Source organism: Polaromonas sp. YR568, assembly GCF_943369675.1.
Lineage (GTDB): Bacteria > Pseudomonadota > Gammaproteobacteria > Burkholderiales > Burkholderiaceae_C > Polaromonas.
Window position 1 is genome coordinate 1 of sequence record NZ_CALROB020000034.1, and the last position, 15,272, is coordinate 15,272.

General features: G+C 61.1%; 12 protein-coding genes. 5 read left to right on the forward strand and 7 right to left on the reverse strand.

Translation table 11 applies throughout. The features are described 5' to 3' along the window. Window positions 1-270: 270 nt before the first annotated feature. The 5 genes from ACLV8F_RS17610 (at window position 271) to ACLV8F_RS17630 (ending at window position 5,068) form a co-directional block, all read left to right on the forward strand. On the forward strand, window positions 271-1,044 hold the full coding sequence (locus tag ACLV8F_RS17610) for an ABC transporter ATP-binding protein (RefSeq protein ID WP_411885555.1): 774 nt from the start codon (window positions 271-273) through the stop codon (window positions 1,042-1,044). Continuing rightward, window positions 1,044-1,748, forward strand: a complete 705-nt coding sequence (locus tag ACLV8F_RS17615) for an ABC transporter ATP-binding protein (protein ID WP_411885498.1) — start codon at window positions 1,044-1,046, stop codon at window positions 1,746-1,748. Before ACLV8F_RS17610 ends, ACLV8F_RS17615 begins: the two co-directional genes overlap by 1 nt. 81 nt (window positions 1,749-1,829) lie before the next feature. After that, a complete protein-coding gene (locus ACLV8F_RS17620) occupies window positions 1,830-3,023 on the forward strand; it encodes an ABC transporter substrate-binding protein (protein WP_411885499.1) in 1,194 nt (397 codons plus the stop codon). Between the two features lie 177 nt (window positions 3,024-3,200). Further along, window positions 3,201-4,085 carry a branched-chain amino acid ABC transporter permease gene (locus tag ACLV8F_RS17625; RefSeq protein ID WP_411885500.1) on the forward strand — a complete coding sequence of 295 codons (885 nt, stop codon included), beginning with the start codon at window positions 3,201-3,203 and terminating at the stop codon, window positions 4,083-4,085. Next, window positions 4,082-5,068, forward strand: a complete 987-nt coding sequence (locus tag ACLV8F_RS17630) for a branched-chain amino acid ABC transporter permease (RefSeq protein WP_411885501.1) — start codon at window positions 4,082-4,084, stop codon at window positions 5,066-5,068. Before ACLV8F_RS17625 ends, ACLV8F_RS17630 begins: the two co-directional genes overlap by 4 nt. Before the next feature lie 82 nt (window positions 5,069-5,150). Here the strand turns inward: ACLV8F_RS17630 and ACLV8F_RS17635 are convergent, their stop codons facing one another. From ACLV8F_RS17635 to ACLV8F_RS17665, 7 genes are all read right to left on the reverse strand, one after another. Continuing rightward, window positions 5,151-6,017, reverse strand: coding sequence for a transglutaminase-like domain-containing protein (locus tag ACLV8F_RS17635; RefSeq protein WP_411885502.1), 867 nt, complete (start codon window positions 6,015-6,017; stop codon window positions 5,151-5,153). A gap of 194 nt (window positions 6,018-6,211) precedes the next feature. Continuing rightward, a complete protein-coding gene (locus tag ACLV8F_RS17640) occupies window positions 6,212-10,621 on the reverse strand; it encodes a calcium-binding protein (RefSeq protein WP_411885503.1) in 4,410 nt (1,469 codons plus the stop codon). Window positions 10,622-10,899: 278 nt separating this feature from the next. Beyond that, window positions 10,900-11,391, reverse strand: coding sequence for a hypothetical protein (locus tag ACLV8F_RS17645; protein WP_411885504.1), 492 nt, complete (start codon window positions 11,389-11,391; stop codon window positions 10,900-10,902). Window positions 11,392-11,822: 431 nt separating this feature from the next. Beyond that, entirely contained in the window at window positions 11,823-12,092 is a 270-nt protein-coding gene (locus ACLV8F_RS17650) for a hypothetical protein (RefSeq protein WP_411885505.1), read from the reverse strand. 607 nt (window positions 12,093-12,699) lie between these two features. Then, the gene (gene dbpA, locus ACLV8F_RS17655) at window positions 12,700-14,115 is read right to left on the reverse strand and encodes an ATP-dependent RNA helicase DbpA (protein WP_411885506.1); all 1,416 of its coding nucleotides are present in this window, start codon (window positions 14,113-14,115) and stop codon (window positions 12,700-12,702) included. Window positions 14,116-14,149: 34 nt separating this feature from the next. Beyond that, window positions 14,150-14,935, reverse strand: coding sequence for a crotonase/enoyl-CoA hydratase family protein (locus ACLV8F_RS17660; RefSeq protein WP_411885507.1), 786 nt, complete (start codon window positions 14,933-14,935; stop codon window positions 14,150-14,152). After that, window positions 14,929-15,201 (reverse strand): DUF2917 domain-containing protein, encoded by a 273-nt coding sequence (locus ACLV8F_RS17665; RefSeq protein WP_411885508.1) that lies wholly within the window; start codon window positions 15,199-15,201, stop codon window positions 14,929-14,931. The genes ACLV8F_RS17660 and ACLV8F_RS17665 overlap by 7 nt, the downstream gene beginning before the upstream one ends. Between the last annotated feature and the right edge of the window lie 71 nt (window positions 15,202-15,272).

Genomic DNA, 15,272 nt, shown 5'->3' on the forward strand with positions numbered 1-15,272 from the left:
GTTCGCAAAAGCCCGTCTGGCTAGGCGCGCTGCCGCATACAGTGCACCAGCACGGCAAGGCAGCGCAACAACGCCAGGCGGGCTTTTGCGAGCGCCCTCTAGGGGTTGCCCATGACGCAAAACTACCTAAGGGTCTGACCCGGTATCGCCTCTATGGGCGGATAGCTAGGATGACCACCTGTGTTTCACGGGCCTATGCCCGCGGCTGCATACCTGCCGCGGCCGCCCTGGCGCCCCGTGATCCAACCCCCTTACCTGCCGGAGAGCAATTTGCCAGTGGAGTTCATTCTCGAAACACGGGGACTGACCAAGGAATTCAAGGGATTCGTGGCCGTCAACAACGTGGACCTCAAGGTCCAGCGCGGGCATATCCACGCGCTGATCGGGCCCAACGGCGCCGGCAAGACCACCTTCTTCAACCTGCTGACCAAATTCCTCACGCCGACGCGCGGCAGCATTGTTTACAACGGCACCGACATCACCTTTGAGCAGCCCGCGCAGACCGCGCGCCGCGGCATCGTGCGCTCCTTCCAGATCTCGGCCGTGTTCCCGCACATGACGGTGCTGGAAAACGTGCGCGCGGCGCTGCAGCGCAACCTGGGCACCTCCTTCCATTTCTGGAAAGCCGAAGACACACTGTTCCATCTGCATGATCGCGCCCGCGAACTGCTGGCCGAGGTCGACCTCAGCGACTTTGCCGACGAGCTGACGGTGAACCTGCCCTACGGCCGCAAGCGCGCGCTCGAGCTCGCCACCACGCTGGCGCTGGAGCCCGAACTCATGCTGCTCGACGAACCCACCCAGGGCATGGGCCACGAGGACGTGGACCGCGTGACGCAGCTGATCAAAAAAGTTTCAGTGGGCCGCACCATCCTGATGGTCGAGCACAACATGAACGTGGTGTCGTCCATCGCCGACCGCATCACGGTGCTGCAGCGCGGCGCCATCATTGCCGACGGCCCCTATGCCGAAGTGGCAAAAAATCCGCTGGTGATCGAGGCCTATATGGGCACCGCCAACACCGAACTCCAAGGGGCTCACTGATGACGAAAGAGCTCCTCAAGTTAGAAGACCTCAACGCCTGGTACGGCGAGTCGCACATCCTGCATGGCGTGAACCTCAGCGTCAATGAAGGTGAAGTCGTGACCTTGCTGGGCCGCAATGGCGCCGGCCGCACCACCACCATGCGCGCCATCGTCGGCATGACGGGCACGCGCAAGGGCTCCATCAAGATCAATGGCGAAGAAGCCATCAAGCTGGCGCCGCACAAGGTGGCGCGGCTGGGCGTGGGCTATTGCCCCGAAGAGCGCGGCATTTTTGCCAGCCTCACGGCCGAAGAAAACCTGATGCTGCCGCCCACCATAGGCCCGGGCGGCATGAGCCTGGACGAGATCTACGCGATGTTCCCCAACCTCAAGGAACGCGCCAGCAGCCCCGGCACGCGCCTGTCGGGCGGCGAGCAGCAGATGCTGGCCGTCGCGCGCATCTTGCGCACCGGCGCGCGCCTCTTGCTGCTCGATGAAATCTCCGAAGGCCTGGCGCCCGTCATCGTGCAAAAACTCGCCGAGATGATCCTCACGCTCAAGGCCAAGGGTTACACCATCGTGCTGGTCGAGCAGAACTTCCGTTTCGCCGCGCCGCTGGCCGACCGTTTCTACGTCATGGAGCACGGCCGCATCGTCAAGCAGTTTGCGCAAAGCGAGCTGGCCGGCAATATGGGCATGCTGCAGGAATACCTGGGCGTCTGACGCCTGAACTACGCCCGGATCCATTTCAATCCCTTCGATTTCCCCACCCAAGTTCACCCCCATCCATAACAGGAGACAACCATGAAACTCAAAGCACTTGTTGCCGCACTCGCCCTCGGCCTGACCGGCGCCGCTTTTGCGCAGAACACCGGCCCGATCAAGATCGGCATCATCACCGACATGTCCAGCCTCTACGCCGACATCGACGGCCCCGCCGGCGCGGAAATGCTCAAGTGGGCCGTGCAGGACTTCGGCGGCAAGGTCCTGAACCGCCCCATCGAAGTGCTGAGCGCCGACCACCAGAACAAGGCCGACGTCGCATCGTCGAAAGCCCGTGAGTGGATCGACAAGGACGGCCTGCAGATGCTGATTGGCGGCACCAACTCCGGCACGGCGCTGGCCATGTCGAAAGTCACCACCGAAAAGAAGAAACCCTTCATCGCCATCGGCGCCGGCTCCGCCCGCCTGACCAATGAAGACTGCTCGCCCTACACCGTGCACTACGCCTACGACACCGTGTCGCTGGCCAAGGTGGCCGGTTCCGCGCTGGTCAAGGCCGGCAACAAGAGCTGGTACTTCCTGACCGCCGACTATGCCTTCGGCTACTCGCTCGAAGGCGATGCCTCCACCGTGGTCAAGGCCAACGGCGGCACCGTCGCCGGCACCGTGCGCCACCCGCTGAACGCCTCCGACTTCTCGTCCTTCCTGCTGCAGGCGCAGTCTTCCAAGGCACAGATCCTGGCCCTGGCCAATGCCGGCGGCGACTTCACCAACGCCATGAAGGCCGCCAAGGAATTCGGCATCGGCAAGACCATGAAGGTTGCCGGCCTGCTGGTGTTCATCAACGACGTGCACTCCCTGGGCCTGGCCAACACCGAAGGCCTGCAACTGGCCGATAGCTGGTACTGGAACCAGGACGACGCCTCGCGCAAGTTCGCCAAGCGCTTCTTCGACAAATACAAGCGCATGCCTTCCAGCCTGCAAGCGGCCGACTACTCGGCCACCATGAACTACCTGAAGGCCGTGCAAACCGCCGGCACCACCGATTCCGACAAGGTCATGAGCACGCTCAAGGGCATGAAGATCGACGACTTCTACAACAAGGGCCAGATCCGCGCCGACGGCCGCATGATCCACGACATGTACCTGTACGAAGTCAAGAGCTCCAAGGATTCCGGCACACCATGGGACTACTACAAGACCATCGCCAAGGTTCCAGGCGAGCAGGCCTTCACCACGGTGGCCGAGTCCAAGTGCGCGGCCCTGAAGAAGTAAGCCAACTCGACTTCAACACGACTCAAGCGCGCAAGCCTTGAACTGACGGAAAAAGACAAAACGGGGAAGAACGAGGGTTTGATCCAGCCGGCCATTCGAAGGAATGGCCGGCTGCTTCTTGAAAGGCCCTCATGCTCCCGCCACGACTAACGGCAATTGGTGTCCTGACAGGTTCCCATGGAAATTTTCGGTATTCCCCTGCAAGCGTTTATGGGCCAGCTGATGCTGGGCCTGGTCAATGGCGCCTTCTACGCCATGCTGAGCCTGGGGCTGGCGGTGATTTTCGGCCTGCTGGGCATCGTCAACTTCGCGCACGGCGCGCTCTACATGCTGGGCGCTTTCGCCGCCTGGATCATGCTGGACCAGTTCGGCCTGAATTACTGGTTTGCGCTGGTGCTGGCGCCGCTGACGGTCGGCATCCTCGGCGTCATCATCGAACGGCTGTTCCTCAAGCACCTGTACAAGCTGGACCCGCTCTACGGCCTGCTGCTGACCTTCGGGCTGGCGCTGGTGCTCGAAGGCGTGTTCCGTGAAATTTACGGCGTCTCGGGCCAGAACTACAACGTGCCCGATTTGCTGGCCGGCTCCATGGACCTCGGCTTCATGCGCCTGCCGATCTACCGCGCCTGGGTGGTCGTGGTGTCGCTGGTGGTCTGCCTGGGCACCTGGTTCCTGATCGAACGCACCCGGCTGGGCGCCTACCTGCGCGCCGGCACCGAAAACGCGCCGCTGGTGCAGGCCTTTGGCGTCAACGTGCCCATGATGGTCATGCTGACCTACGGCGCCGGCGCCGCGCTGGCGGCTCTCGCCGGCGTGCTGGCCGCGCCCATCATCCAGGTCAACCCGCTCATGGGCTCCAACCTGATCATCGTGGTCTTCGCCGTCGTCGTCATCGGCGGCATGGGCTCCATTCTCGGCTCGGTCATCACCGGCCTGGGCCTGGGCATCGTCGAAGGCCTGACCCGTGTGTTTTACCCTGAAGCCTCCAACATCGTGGTGTTCGTCATCATGGTGATTGTTCTCATGTTCCGGCCCGCCGGCCTCTTCGGAAAGGAAGCATGACCATGAGCAACCTTTCCACCAAAGCCGCCAACATGCTGCGCATCACCTACCTCGTCCTGCTGGCTTTTGCGCTGGCCGCGCCTTTCCTCGGGCTGTATCCGGTGTTTGTGATGAAGCTGCTGTGCTTCGCGCTGTTTGCCTGCGCCTTCAACCTGCTGCTGGGCTTTACCGGCCTGCTGTCTTTCGGCCATGCGGCCTTCTTCGGCTCGGCGGCGTACGTCACCGGCTGGTTCATCAAGTCGCAGAACTGGACACCCGAACTCGGCCTGCTGGCCGGCGCGGTCGCGGCCGGGCTGATCGGCCTGCTGGTCGGCCTGGTGGCCATTCGCCGCCAGGGCATCTACTTCGCCATGATCACGCTGGCCATTGCGCAGATGGTGTATTTCGTCTGCCTGCAGGCGAGCTTCACCGGCGGTGAAGACGGCTTGCAGGGCGTGCCGCGCGGCAAGCTCTTCGGCCTGCTGCCGCTGGAATCCGACGTCACGCTGTACTACGTGGTGCTGGCGGTGTTTGTGGGCTGCTTCCTCTTCATCTCGCGCATCGTGCATTCGCCCTTCGGCCAGGTGCTCAAGATGATCCGCGAGAACGAGCCACGCGCCATTTCGCTGGGCTACAACGTCGACCGCTACAAGCTGCTGGCCTTCGTGCTGTCGGCTTCGCTGGCAGGCCTGGCCGGCTCGATGAAAACCCTGGTCATGGGTTTTGCCACGCTGTCGGACGTGCACTGGTCCATGTCCGGCGAGGTCATCCTGATGACGCTGCTGGGCGGCGTGGGCACCTTCTTCGGCCCGGTCATGGGCTCGGGCATCGTCATCGCGCTGCAGAACCTCTTGGCCGACAAGGTCGGCTCCTGGGTCACCGTCATCATCGGCGCGATCTTTGTGCTGTGCGTGCTGGCTTTCCGCAAGGGCGTGATCGGCGAGTTGCAGGCCTTCCTGGAGCGCCGCCGCAACGCCGCCAAAGCGGCATCGCAGCAAGCCTGAGCGGCTGCATCGCATACGCCGCCCACAAAAAAGCGCGCAGGACCTGCGCGCTTTTTTGATGGGTGACCCAGGATTCAGGCCATCAAGGCCCGTCGGTCGACAGCGCGTAATTCACATGCTGCGGAATCACCAGTTGTCCCTGGCCGTTGGGCACGGCCTCGATGTGGATCTGCGGCTGCGCCGCCTGCACGCTGCCGAAGATGGTGGCAAACGCGATGTCGGCCGCGTCACGCCCCGTGGCGAAACGCACAAAACCCATGGGAATCGCCGTGCCCGAAGGGTCGAACATGTACCAGCGGTCGCCCAGGTAGACCTCGACATAGGCATGGAAGTCCGGCGGGCCCAGCACAGGGTCGGCGCCGTAGTCCATGCCGCTGGCCATGCGCGCCGGCAGATTGGCCGCGCGGCACAGCGCAATCATCAGGTGCGCAAAATCGCGGCACACACCCACGCGTTCGATCAGGGTGTCTATGGCCGAGGTCGTGCTGTTGCTGGTGTTGCCCTGGAAACTCACATGCTGCTGCACCCAGTCGCAAATAGCCCGCGCCCGGCCGTAACCCAGCGGCAGGTGGCCGAACTGGCTGTTGGCCAGCGTCAGCAGACGGTCCGACTGGCAATAACGGCTGGGATACAGGTAAGGCAGTACCTCGCCGGGCAGCGCCAGCGGGCTCAGCTCGGGCAGCGAGCCCGGCTGCGCCTCGAAGTGGACCAGGTCCACCACCGCCGTATAACTCACCGTGAAGTTGCCCGGCTCGGCATGCACGCGCAAAAACCGGCTTTGTGTCGCCGGATCGGTGTAGCTGCTGGTGAGAACCGGCTGGCTCAAGCCCAGCGACTCGTGCACCACCAGCTGCCGCGGCGTGTACGCGGCCTGGATGTTGAAGATAAAGTCCGCGCCGGGCACCATGACCTCATAGCCCAGCACGGTGGAAAATTCAAGCCTGACCATGGGATGCCTTCATGCCTTTGCCTTGGGGATTGGCTCCAAAAAGAGCCGGTATGTCTGCGGCGACCGGAATCGTTCGCCATCACCACCCATTAGGCGCGCAAAAAAAGCCCCCATCCACCGTTGGCGAAGTTTCCCGGGAAGCCCTGGCCTTCAAGGCCGACAGGCCCGCGTCGCCGAGGCCTACAAGACACGGCTCAATGCCAGTTCGCGGCGAGCACAGGCGCCAGCGCCGTCTGCTGCGCGGCCGTCAGCGTCGTCTGCCCCATGGCCGGCGGCGTGAAGCCGGCCATGGCCTGCACCAGCTTGTCGACCTGGGTGTCCTTCAACAGCTTGCCGTCGCCGGCCTTGAACTGCTCGACGTGGTACTGGTTACCCAGGTACCAGTCGCTCACCGTGAGCTTGTCTGCCGTCCCGATAACGCTCGCCTCCAGGTTGTTGCCAACCTTGCGGAACCACAGCTGGTTGGCCGCAATGTCGGTTCCAAAGCGCGCGGTGTCGTGGTTGCCGGCGGTGGCATCGTTTTCCTGTACGGTGTCCCTGCCGTCGCCGCGATTGAACACATAGATGTCATTGCCCGCGCCGCCGATCAACGTGTCCTTGCCCGCGTCACCTGTCAGGGTATTGGCCGCTGCATTGCCGGTGAGAACGTTGTTCAGCGCGTTGCCCGTACCCTTGATGGCGCGGGTGCCGGTGAGCGTCAGGTTCTCGACATCGCTGCCAAGGGTGTAGCTGATGGAGGCATTGACCATGTCTATACCTTCCCCAGGCAGCTCGACCACCACGTCGCCGGTGCTGTCCACAAAATAGCGGTCCTTGCCCAGGCCACCGATGAGGCGGTCGGCGCCCGTGCCACCGTCCAGGGTGTCATTGCCGTCTTCGCCATACAGCGTGTCCTTGCCGATACCGCCGCTCAGGCTGTCATTGCCGCCGCGTCCGTACAAGGTGTCGTTTCCGGACTCGCCCGCGAGTGTGTCGGCGGCCACGGTACCGATGAGCATATCGTTGCCGGCCGTGCCGGCAAACAGCCTGCCCTGGATCGCCGAGAGGTTCCACACGATGCCGTCGGCGAATTTGAACTGCTGCACGCTGTTGTAGACATTGGCCGTGCTGTCGCCGTACAGAAAACCGTTGACGGTGATCTTGTCGGTGGTGCCTGCAATGGACACTTCCAGCGCGCTGGTGCCGCCAAAGGTACTGTCGGCGACCTGCTTGAGGGCGATCTCAGAGGCCAGCACGCCGGTCTTGAACTGCAAGGTGTTAAGCCTGCGCGCATTGGGATCGTAGTTGTAGCCGATCAGGTCTTGTCCATCGCCTTTGCCGAACAGGTAGCTGTCGTTGCCTGTGCCGCCGTACAGGCTGTCGTTGCCCGCGCCTGCGTCAAGAATATCGTTGCCATCGCCTCCATAAAGCGTGTCCTTACCCGTCCCGCCACTTAACGTATCGTTGCCCTGCCCGCCGTCCAGGATGTCATTGCCGGTGCCGCCATCGAGGATATCGTTGCCGGCATCGCCATACAGCGCATCGGCCCCGTCGCCGCCATTGATGGTGTCGTTGCCGCTCGCGCCGTTGAGGCAGTCATTGCCCGCGCCGCCGCTCAGGGTGTCCGCAGCGCCGGTTCCGATCAGGGTGTCATTGTCGGCGGTGCCGGCAAACAGCTTGTTGCGCAAGGTGGCGATATTCCACACCGTGCCGTCGGCAAATCTGAACTGCTGCACGCCGCCGTAAGCGCCGGGGTCGTCGCTGTAGAAGAAGCCGCTGATGGCTACCTTGTCGGTGGTGCCGGCAATCGAGGCCTCCAGGGCAAGATCGGTCCAGAACGGGTCATCGACCTGCCTGAGCACGATGTCCGAGCTGAGCACGCCTGCCCTGAACTGCAAGGTGTTGAGCGTGCTTCGCGTGAGGTCGTAGCGGTTGCCGATGACATCCTGACCGTCGCCCTTGCCGAACAGGAAGACGTTGTTGCCCGCGCTCCCGACCAGCGTGTCCCTGCCGGCGCCGCCGTCGAATGTGTTTTTGCCGGCGCCGTCGTAGAGGTAGTCGTTGCCGGCACCGCCGTTGAGGGTGTCGTTGCCCTCTTCGCCCTGCACCGAATCGTCGCCGTCGCCGCCGTTCAGGACGTCGTTGCCCCATGACCCGTAGAGCCTGTCGCTGCCCGCACCGCCGCTGATGGTTTCCGCGCCGTTGGTGCCGAGCAAAGTGTCGTCGCCGGCGGTGCCCGCAAACAGCTTGCTCTGGATGGTCGCCAGGTTCCATACCGTGCCGTCGGCAAACCTGAACTGCTGCACGCCGTTGTAAGCGCTGGTTGCGTCGCCGCCGTAGAAGAACCCGTTCATGGTGATCTTGTCGCTGGTCCCGGCGATGGAGACCTCCAGCGCGCGCATGCTACCGAGCGTGCCGTCGGCCTCCTTGAGAATGACCTGCGAGCTGAGCACGCCGCTCTTGAATTGCAGCGTGGCCAGCCTGCCGGCGGTTTCGTCGTAGGTGTATACCGTGTCCTGTCCATCGCCTCTGCCAAACAGGTATATGTTGTTGCCTCTGCCGCCACCCAGGGTGTCGTTGCCGGCGCCGCCATCCAGAATATCGGCTCCATCCTCTCCATTGAGCATGTCATCGCCCGCCCCGCCATTGAGCGAGTCATTGCCGGCCGCGCCGTTGAGGCTGTCGTCGCCCGCGCCGCCATTGAGGGTGTCCGCGGCAATGGTGCCGCGAAGGTAGTCGACTCCACTAGTTCCAGCAAACACCTTGCCCAGGATGGCCGCAATGCTCCACACCGTGCCGTCCGCGAACCTGATCTGCTGCACACTGTTGATGACAACTGTGGGATCGTCACCACCGAAGAAGCCGTTGATGGTGACTTTGTCGGTCCGCCCCCTAATGGAAACCTCCAATGCGCCGGTTCTCATGAAGTCAGCGTTATAAACCTGCTTGACGTCTACCTCCGAAGCCAGCACACCTGCCTTGAACTGCAAGGTGTTGCGCTTGCCCGAAGTGCTGTCGCCATAGTCCCTATAGTCGCCATAGCCCAGGTAGTAGATGATCTGGTCCTGCCCATCGCCTTTGCCGAACAGATAGATGTTGTTGCCCATCCCGCCATGCAGTGTGTCGTTGCCGGCGCCGCCGTCGAGCACGTCATTACCGGCCCAGCCGTACAAACTGTCGGCACCGGCACCGCCCTTGAGTGTGTCGGCGCCATCTCCGCCCGTGAGGAAGTCATCGCCCATCGTGGCCAGGGCCCAGTCAAAGCCTTGCGCCTGGAGGTTTCCGCGCGCCTGCAGTTGGGTGCGGATTTGGGCGCCTGCTTCGCCCGCGGCTTTGAGGTTGTCTGCGAAGCCATCGATCAAGGCCTGTCCCTGGCCCGGGTTGGCGCTGTATTGCGTTTTCAGCAGGGCGGCCAGAGCACTCACGTCCAACGCCAGTGTCTGGCTCGTGATATCCCACTGCAGGGTCAGGCTGTCATACAGGGGTTTAAAAATGCTCGCGGTCATGAGTTGCTCGTACAAGGTCCGGCTGAGTTCGGCATAGGCATTGTTCAACACTTCGGCTGCATGGGGACCGGGGTCGGGAACGTGGGCCCAGCTCTGCCCAAAGGGCTGGCCCAGGAAAGCCTCGATGGCGCAGAGCTTGCGCGCATCGATGTAGGGGCCGCGGCTGTCGAACGCTTGCCTGTCGCTGCCTGCCCAGGCCCAAAGGACCTGGTCAAAGAGGTCGTGGCGGACGGCGCCGTCGGTGCTCTTGAGAAAACTCTGCACCAGGCCCTGCAGCTTGCCGCTGGCGTCGCGCGCCATGGCCTGGCGCAAGCTGTGCACATTGCCGAAGCCGGCCAGGTCGGGCAGTGCGGAAATTGTGCTGTTGACGGCGACCAGGTCGGTTTCGGTGGTACGGGCGAGGTCTACTGCAAACCAGACGTCGTCCATGGCTCGGGTTTGCCCGGCCGTGGTGGTGAAGCTGCCGGCTTGCAGGTGCTGATTGCCGTTGGCTTCGAGGACGGCGGGGGTGTCATAGCCGGTGTTCAGGCTTTTGACGCCGGCCTGGGCGAGGGTCAGCAGTTCGCCGGCATCGACGACGCCGTTGCTGTTGGCGTCTTTGAAAACACGCAGTTGGCTGGAGGCGGCGTCGTTGCCATCGACCTTGCCGTCTTTGTTGGAATCCAGATCGGCCAACGCGGTAAAGCCGTTATCGGCATTGCTGCCGTCCTTGAGGACGGTGTTATTGCCGAACAGTTCGGTGCCGTTGTCGATCTGGCCGTTACCGTTGCGGTCCCACACCAGCAGGCCGTCGTTCTTGCCCACCCAGCCGGTCAGTTCGGCAAACTTGTTGCCGTCGTGGTCGAAATGGATGCCGGCGTCTTTGCCCAGGGTTTCCGCGCCGTTCTTGCCGTCGAGGTCGAGGATGAGCGGGCTGGCGGTTTGCTGGGCTATGTTGAATTGGGTTTGCAGGGAGGTGATGAGTGAATCTGTGTGAGTAATATCGTAAAGGCGTCCACCAAGCCCAAACGAATTAATTGCATTGATAGATTCGTTGACCCACCACGCAACGCCATATCCCGCAGCTGTACTCTTACTCCAATTTCCGAGTTTTGCTACATCTACAGGATGAAGTCCCACGTATCTTTCCAAAATCTGAGCAACAACTCCTTTGTTGCTTGACGCACTTAAGAATACCGGCTTTAAGCCCGAAATCGCGTTTACCTCCAAACTTATGAGCATTGCCGCAATGCCCGTGGCCAATACAGCAGTGGCCTGTGAAAATGCTTGCGTGGCTCCAACCATGTCGCCAGCATCTACGGCATCGAGGCCACGGGAAATGTTCTCCGAAATCGCTTCCTTGACTTCGTGACCAATGAGTAAATTGGTAATGATGGGTGGGACTGCGAATGCCATGTTTATTTCTTTCTAGGAATAGTCATGACCCGACGGGCCAATAGCGAGATCATTTCGATCAGAATTAGCGAGAACACCCAAGCAAAAAAAAGCTCTATTCCAACGGCTCCGAACGACAGATCCGCTGGCCCGATGCTCCGCTGATCAATAGACTTCCGCGCAATAGCAAACACCGTAATCAGCACGAAGACGCGAACGATCCAAGACTTCGCAGAATCATCGGGATCACTAGAAATTCCAACTCGACTGAAATACAAAACTCTCCATGCATGAAAGGTGCCGAAGCACGCTGATGTCCCCAAAAATACGGCGCTCGAATAGATAATTTCATGTTTTCCGCAAAAGTCGCCAAAACCATATCGAAGCGCATTACCAAGAAAATCAGCTGTTTTTTCCGGCGCCAACAACACCATTGCAAACAAGGCAATATCGGGCCAGTAGAACCGCGCGAGAGTTGCAAATCCATTGATAAGCGGATTACGTTTGATGTTCAAGTTATCGCTCCACTGCGGTATCGAAGGTCGATTTCAACTTTATGTTGAACGAACCAAAATCCGGGAACCAACATGATTAGCCTTTGAGGAGATAAAACAAGTAGATGGAAACCAAGCCAACCAGGCTGGTCAGAAACACTCTCGTGCAGTAATAGGCAACTATTTCGTCTGTTGACGCAGCGTCCTTACCGAAAACTCTCGGCGCGTTCCTTGAGAATGCGTAGCGGCAGTAGATCGACGAATAGAATGCGGCAAATAACACGAGGCAAAAAAAAGAGGCCGTACCAAGCACAAGAAAAATGATGATTAATAGAGCCATGGAGTTTTTCTAAGTTGATCTGCAGGAATGGCTACGAAGGAAGGCGCAAAAGCCGCGGAAATGACACGATGCAAAAAAAGAGGCCACACCAAGTACAAGAAAAAATGGTCTTTCAATTGTGGTTAAAAAAATGAGACTGCAGCAGCAGAACCACCACGATGGCTACAAGGGAAGCCAGAAACAATCGCGCGCCGTAGTAAAGAACTAACCGATCTCCATCCCCCTTCTTTTTTGAAAAAAAGATACCTGCTGGTCTATTTTTGGGAAAAACATGCTCCATAAAAAGAACAGGGCGGCACAAATAGGTATATCCAAGGAGAGGGCCCAAGACCAATAGCACCAGGAAAATAACTACAAAAATGAGGAATAAAATTCCCTCCATAAATTAGCTCCTTCAAACTGAAAGTTGAGCGATTCGCGCTGCTAAATATGCAGGCCTGAATGCCTCGCTTGCGTCGTTCATTCCAGCGCGTTCGCCCCAAAACTGAGTCGCCTCAGCATCGAACAGTTTTTGCACCTTGGCGCCGTTTCCCGCCAGAACCTCACCAGCTCGATCGAAACCAACCACACTCTCTCCTTTTGCAATGCATCAGTCGCCGGACTGTAAAGATAGGAAGAGAAACACGCCAATAGTGTTTGGACATTCGTGCATACGTATCTTTCATACGGCGAATTGACACAAACCATAGGGAGAATGAGCACAAACGCGAGCGTGGACACAAACCCGAATGCTCGCGCGCAGCTGCATCACGCGCACATGCGCGCAAGAAAAATGGAATGAATACAGAGAGCGCTGGATGTCCCTCAGCGAGATGGCGAAGTGAATGCGGAAAGAAAAAAGCAGCGCCATGGCGCTGCTTTTTGAACCGCAATATCCGCGTGTAGAGCCGACCGTTCCGCTAGCGGATTGAAGTGTTCAGCTCAGGCGCCGCTGCGAAGTTTTTGTTGTGCGGCCGCGCGCCCGGAGGCAGGTGGCCATCAAAAGACCCTCAGTCCTCCAGCAAGCGCACCTTCACGCTCTTGCCTTTGACTTTGCCAGTCGAGAGCTTGTTCAGCGCGTCGTTCGCAATGCGGCGGTCCACCGCGACATAGGTGGAAAACTCGTTGACGTTGATCTTGCCGACCTGCTCGCGCGTGAAGCCGGCCTCGCCGGTCAACGCGCCCAGCACGTCGCCGGCGCGGATTTTTTCCTTGCGGCCGCCGACGATCTGCAAGGTCACCATGGGCGGCAGCAGGGGTTCATTGCTGGCCGGCGTGAGTTCGGTGAGTTTGTGCCACTCGGACTCGGCCTTCTGCAGCACCTCGATTTTGCCGACGTGGCCCATCTCGTCCATGCTGGCCAGGCTGATGGCCCAGCCTTCTTCGTCGGCGCGGCCGGTGCGGCCTATGCGGTGGATGTGCACTTCGGCGTCGGGCGTGACGTCGACGTTGATGACCATCGCGAGTTGCGCGATGTCCAGGCCGCGCGCGGCCACGTCGGTGGCCACCAGCACCGAGCAACTGCGGTTGGAAAACTGCACCAGCACCTGGTCGCGCTCACGCTGCTCCAGCTCGCCGAACAGGGCCAGGGCGCTGAAACCCTGCTCTTTCAAATAAGCCACCAGGGCGCGGCACTGCGACTTGGTGTTGCAAAACGCCAGCGTGCTGGCCGGGCGGAAGTGCCGCAGCACCTGCGCGACGGCGCCCAGGCGGGCTTCGTCGTGGTCGCTGTCGGGCACCTGGTACCAGCGCTGCTGTATCTTGGTTTTTTCATGCTGGGCCTGCACCGTGATGGTTTGCGGCGTCTTCATGAACTGCTGGCTGAGCTTGGCGATGCCTTCCGGGTAGGTGGCCGAGAACAGCAGGGTCTGCCGCTCTTTGGGGCACTGCTTGGCCACGGTGACGATGTCTTCGAAGAAGCCCATGTCCAGCATGCGGTCGGCTTCGTCGAGCACCAGGGTGTTCAGCGCTTCGAGCGTGAGGTTGCCGCGCGCCAGGTGGTCCATGATGCGGCCGGGCGTGCCGACCACGATGTGGGCGCCGTTTTCCAGGCTGGCGGTCTGGTTGCGCAGCGGCACACCGCCGCACAGCACCACGACCTTGGTGTTTTCTTCGGCGCGGGCCAGGCGGCGGATCTCGGTGGCGACTTGGTCGGCCAGCTCGCGCGTGGGGCACAGCACCATGGCCTGCACCGCGAAGCGCCGCGCATTGAGGTTGGCCAGCAGCGGAATCGCAAAGGCGGCGGTCTTGCCGCTGCCGGTTTTGGCCTGGGCAATCAGGTCTTTGCCGAGCAGCGCCACCGGCAGGCTGGCGGCCTGGATGGGCGTCATGCTGAGGTAGCCGAGCTGCTGCAGGTTGGCCAGCGTGGCGGGGGTCAGCGGCAGGCTGGCGAAGTCGGTATTGGAGGAAGAAGGGGAGGAACTCATCCCCCATTATCGACTTTGCCCCTTAAACCCCTGTTTAAAGATGGCAAAACACCGGCCGGCGCTTCTCGACAAAGGCGGCCGTTCCCTCTCTCGCGTCCTGCGAAGCCGCCGCAATCATGAACTGCGCGGCCTCAATCGCCAGGCCCTCGTCGATGGAGACATTGAGCCCGCGCGTGACGGCGCGCAGCGAGGCAGCTACCGCCACGGCGGAGTTTTCGGCGATGCGGTCGGCCATGCGCAAACAGGCCGGCAACAGCTCATCGGCGGGCACCACGTGGTTGATCAGGCCTATCAAAAGGGCTTCCTCGGCGCTGATGGCGTCGCCGGTCAGGATCATCTCGTTGGCGCGCTTGCGGCCTATGTGGCGCGGCAGGCGCTGGGTGCCGCCGAAGGGCGGCGGAAAGCCGAGCCGGATTTCGGGTTTGGCAAAACTCGCGTGTTCCGCCGCGATGGCGATGCTGCAGGCTTCCATGGTTTCGCAGCCTCCGCCAAAGGCGATGCCGTTGACGGCCGCGATGACAGGTTTGGGGTAGTTCTCGATGCGCCGCGTCATGGCCTGGCCGCGCATCACGAAGTTTCGGTACGCCGCCTCGGGCGATGCGGCAATGTCGGGTGCGAAGCCCGCGATGTCGGCGCCTGCGCTGAAAGCCTTGTTGCCCTGACCGGTGAGGATCAAGCAACGCACGCTGTCGTCGCGCTCCAGGGCATTGAGCCTGTCCATCAATTCGTCTATCAATTCATAACTGAGCGCGTTGAGTTTTTCGGGGCGGTTCAGGGTGAGCACTACATGCTGGCCGTGGCGTTCTGCTTCTATCAGCATGTGGTCTCCGTGCGTTGGAGGGCGGGTGAAAAATCCAGCACGCCGCAGCCGCGCGGCGCGCCGACAAAATAGGTCGCGGCCTGCGGTGTGACGAAGGACTCGCCGCTCTCCAGCACGACGTCGCTGTCGCGGAGGCCGGCCAGCGCATCACTGGTGATCCAGAGGCAGCCGCCAATGCAGGCCAACACCTGGCCGCGCGGCAGGCGGAAGGGTTGAGGGATGGACCCGAGCGTCAACGGCGTTTGCGGGGTTTGTGGGGCATGCATGGCGGACTCCTTGGAAAGTGTGGTTTGATTCTTCTTTGGAACCGGCCCCAGCGGCCGGATGGTTTGTCATC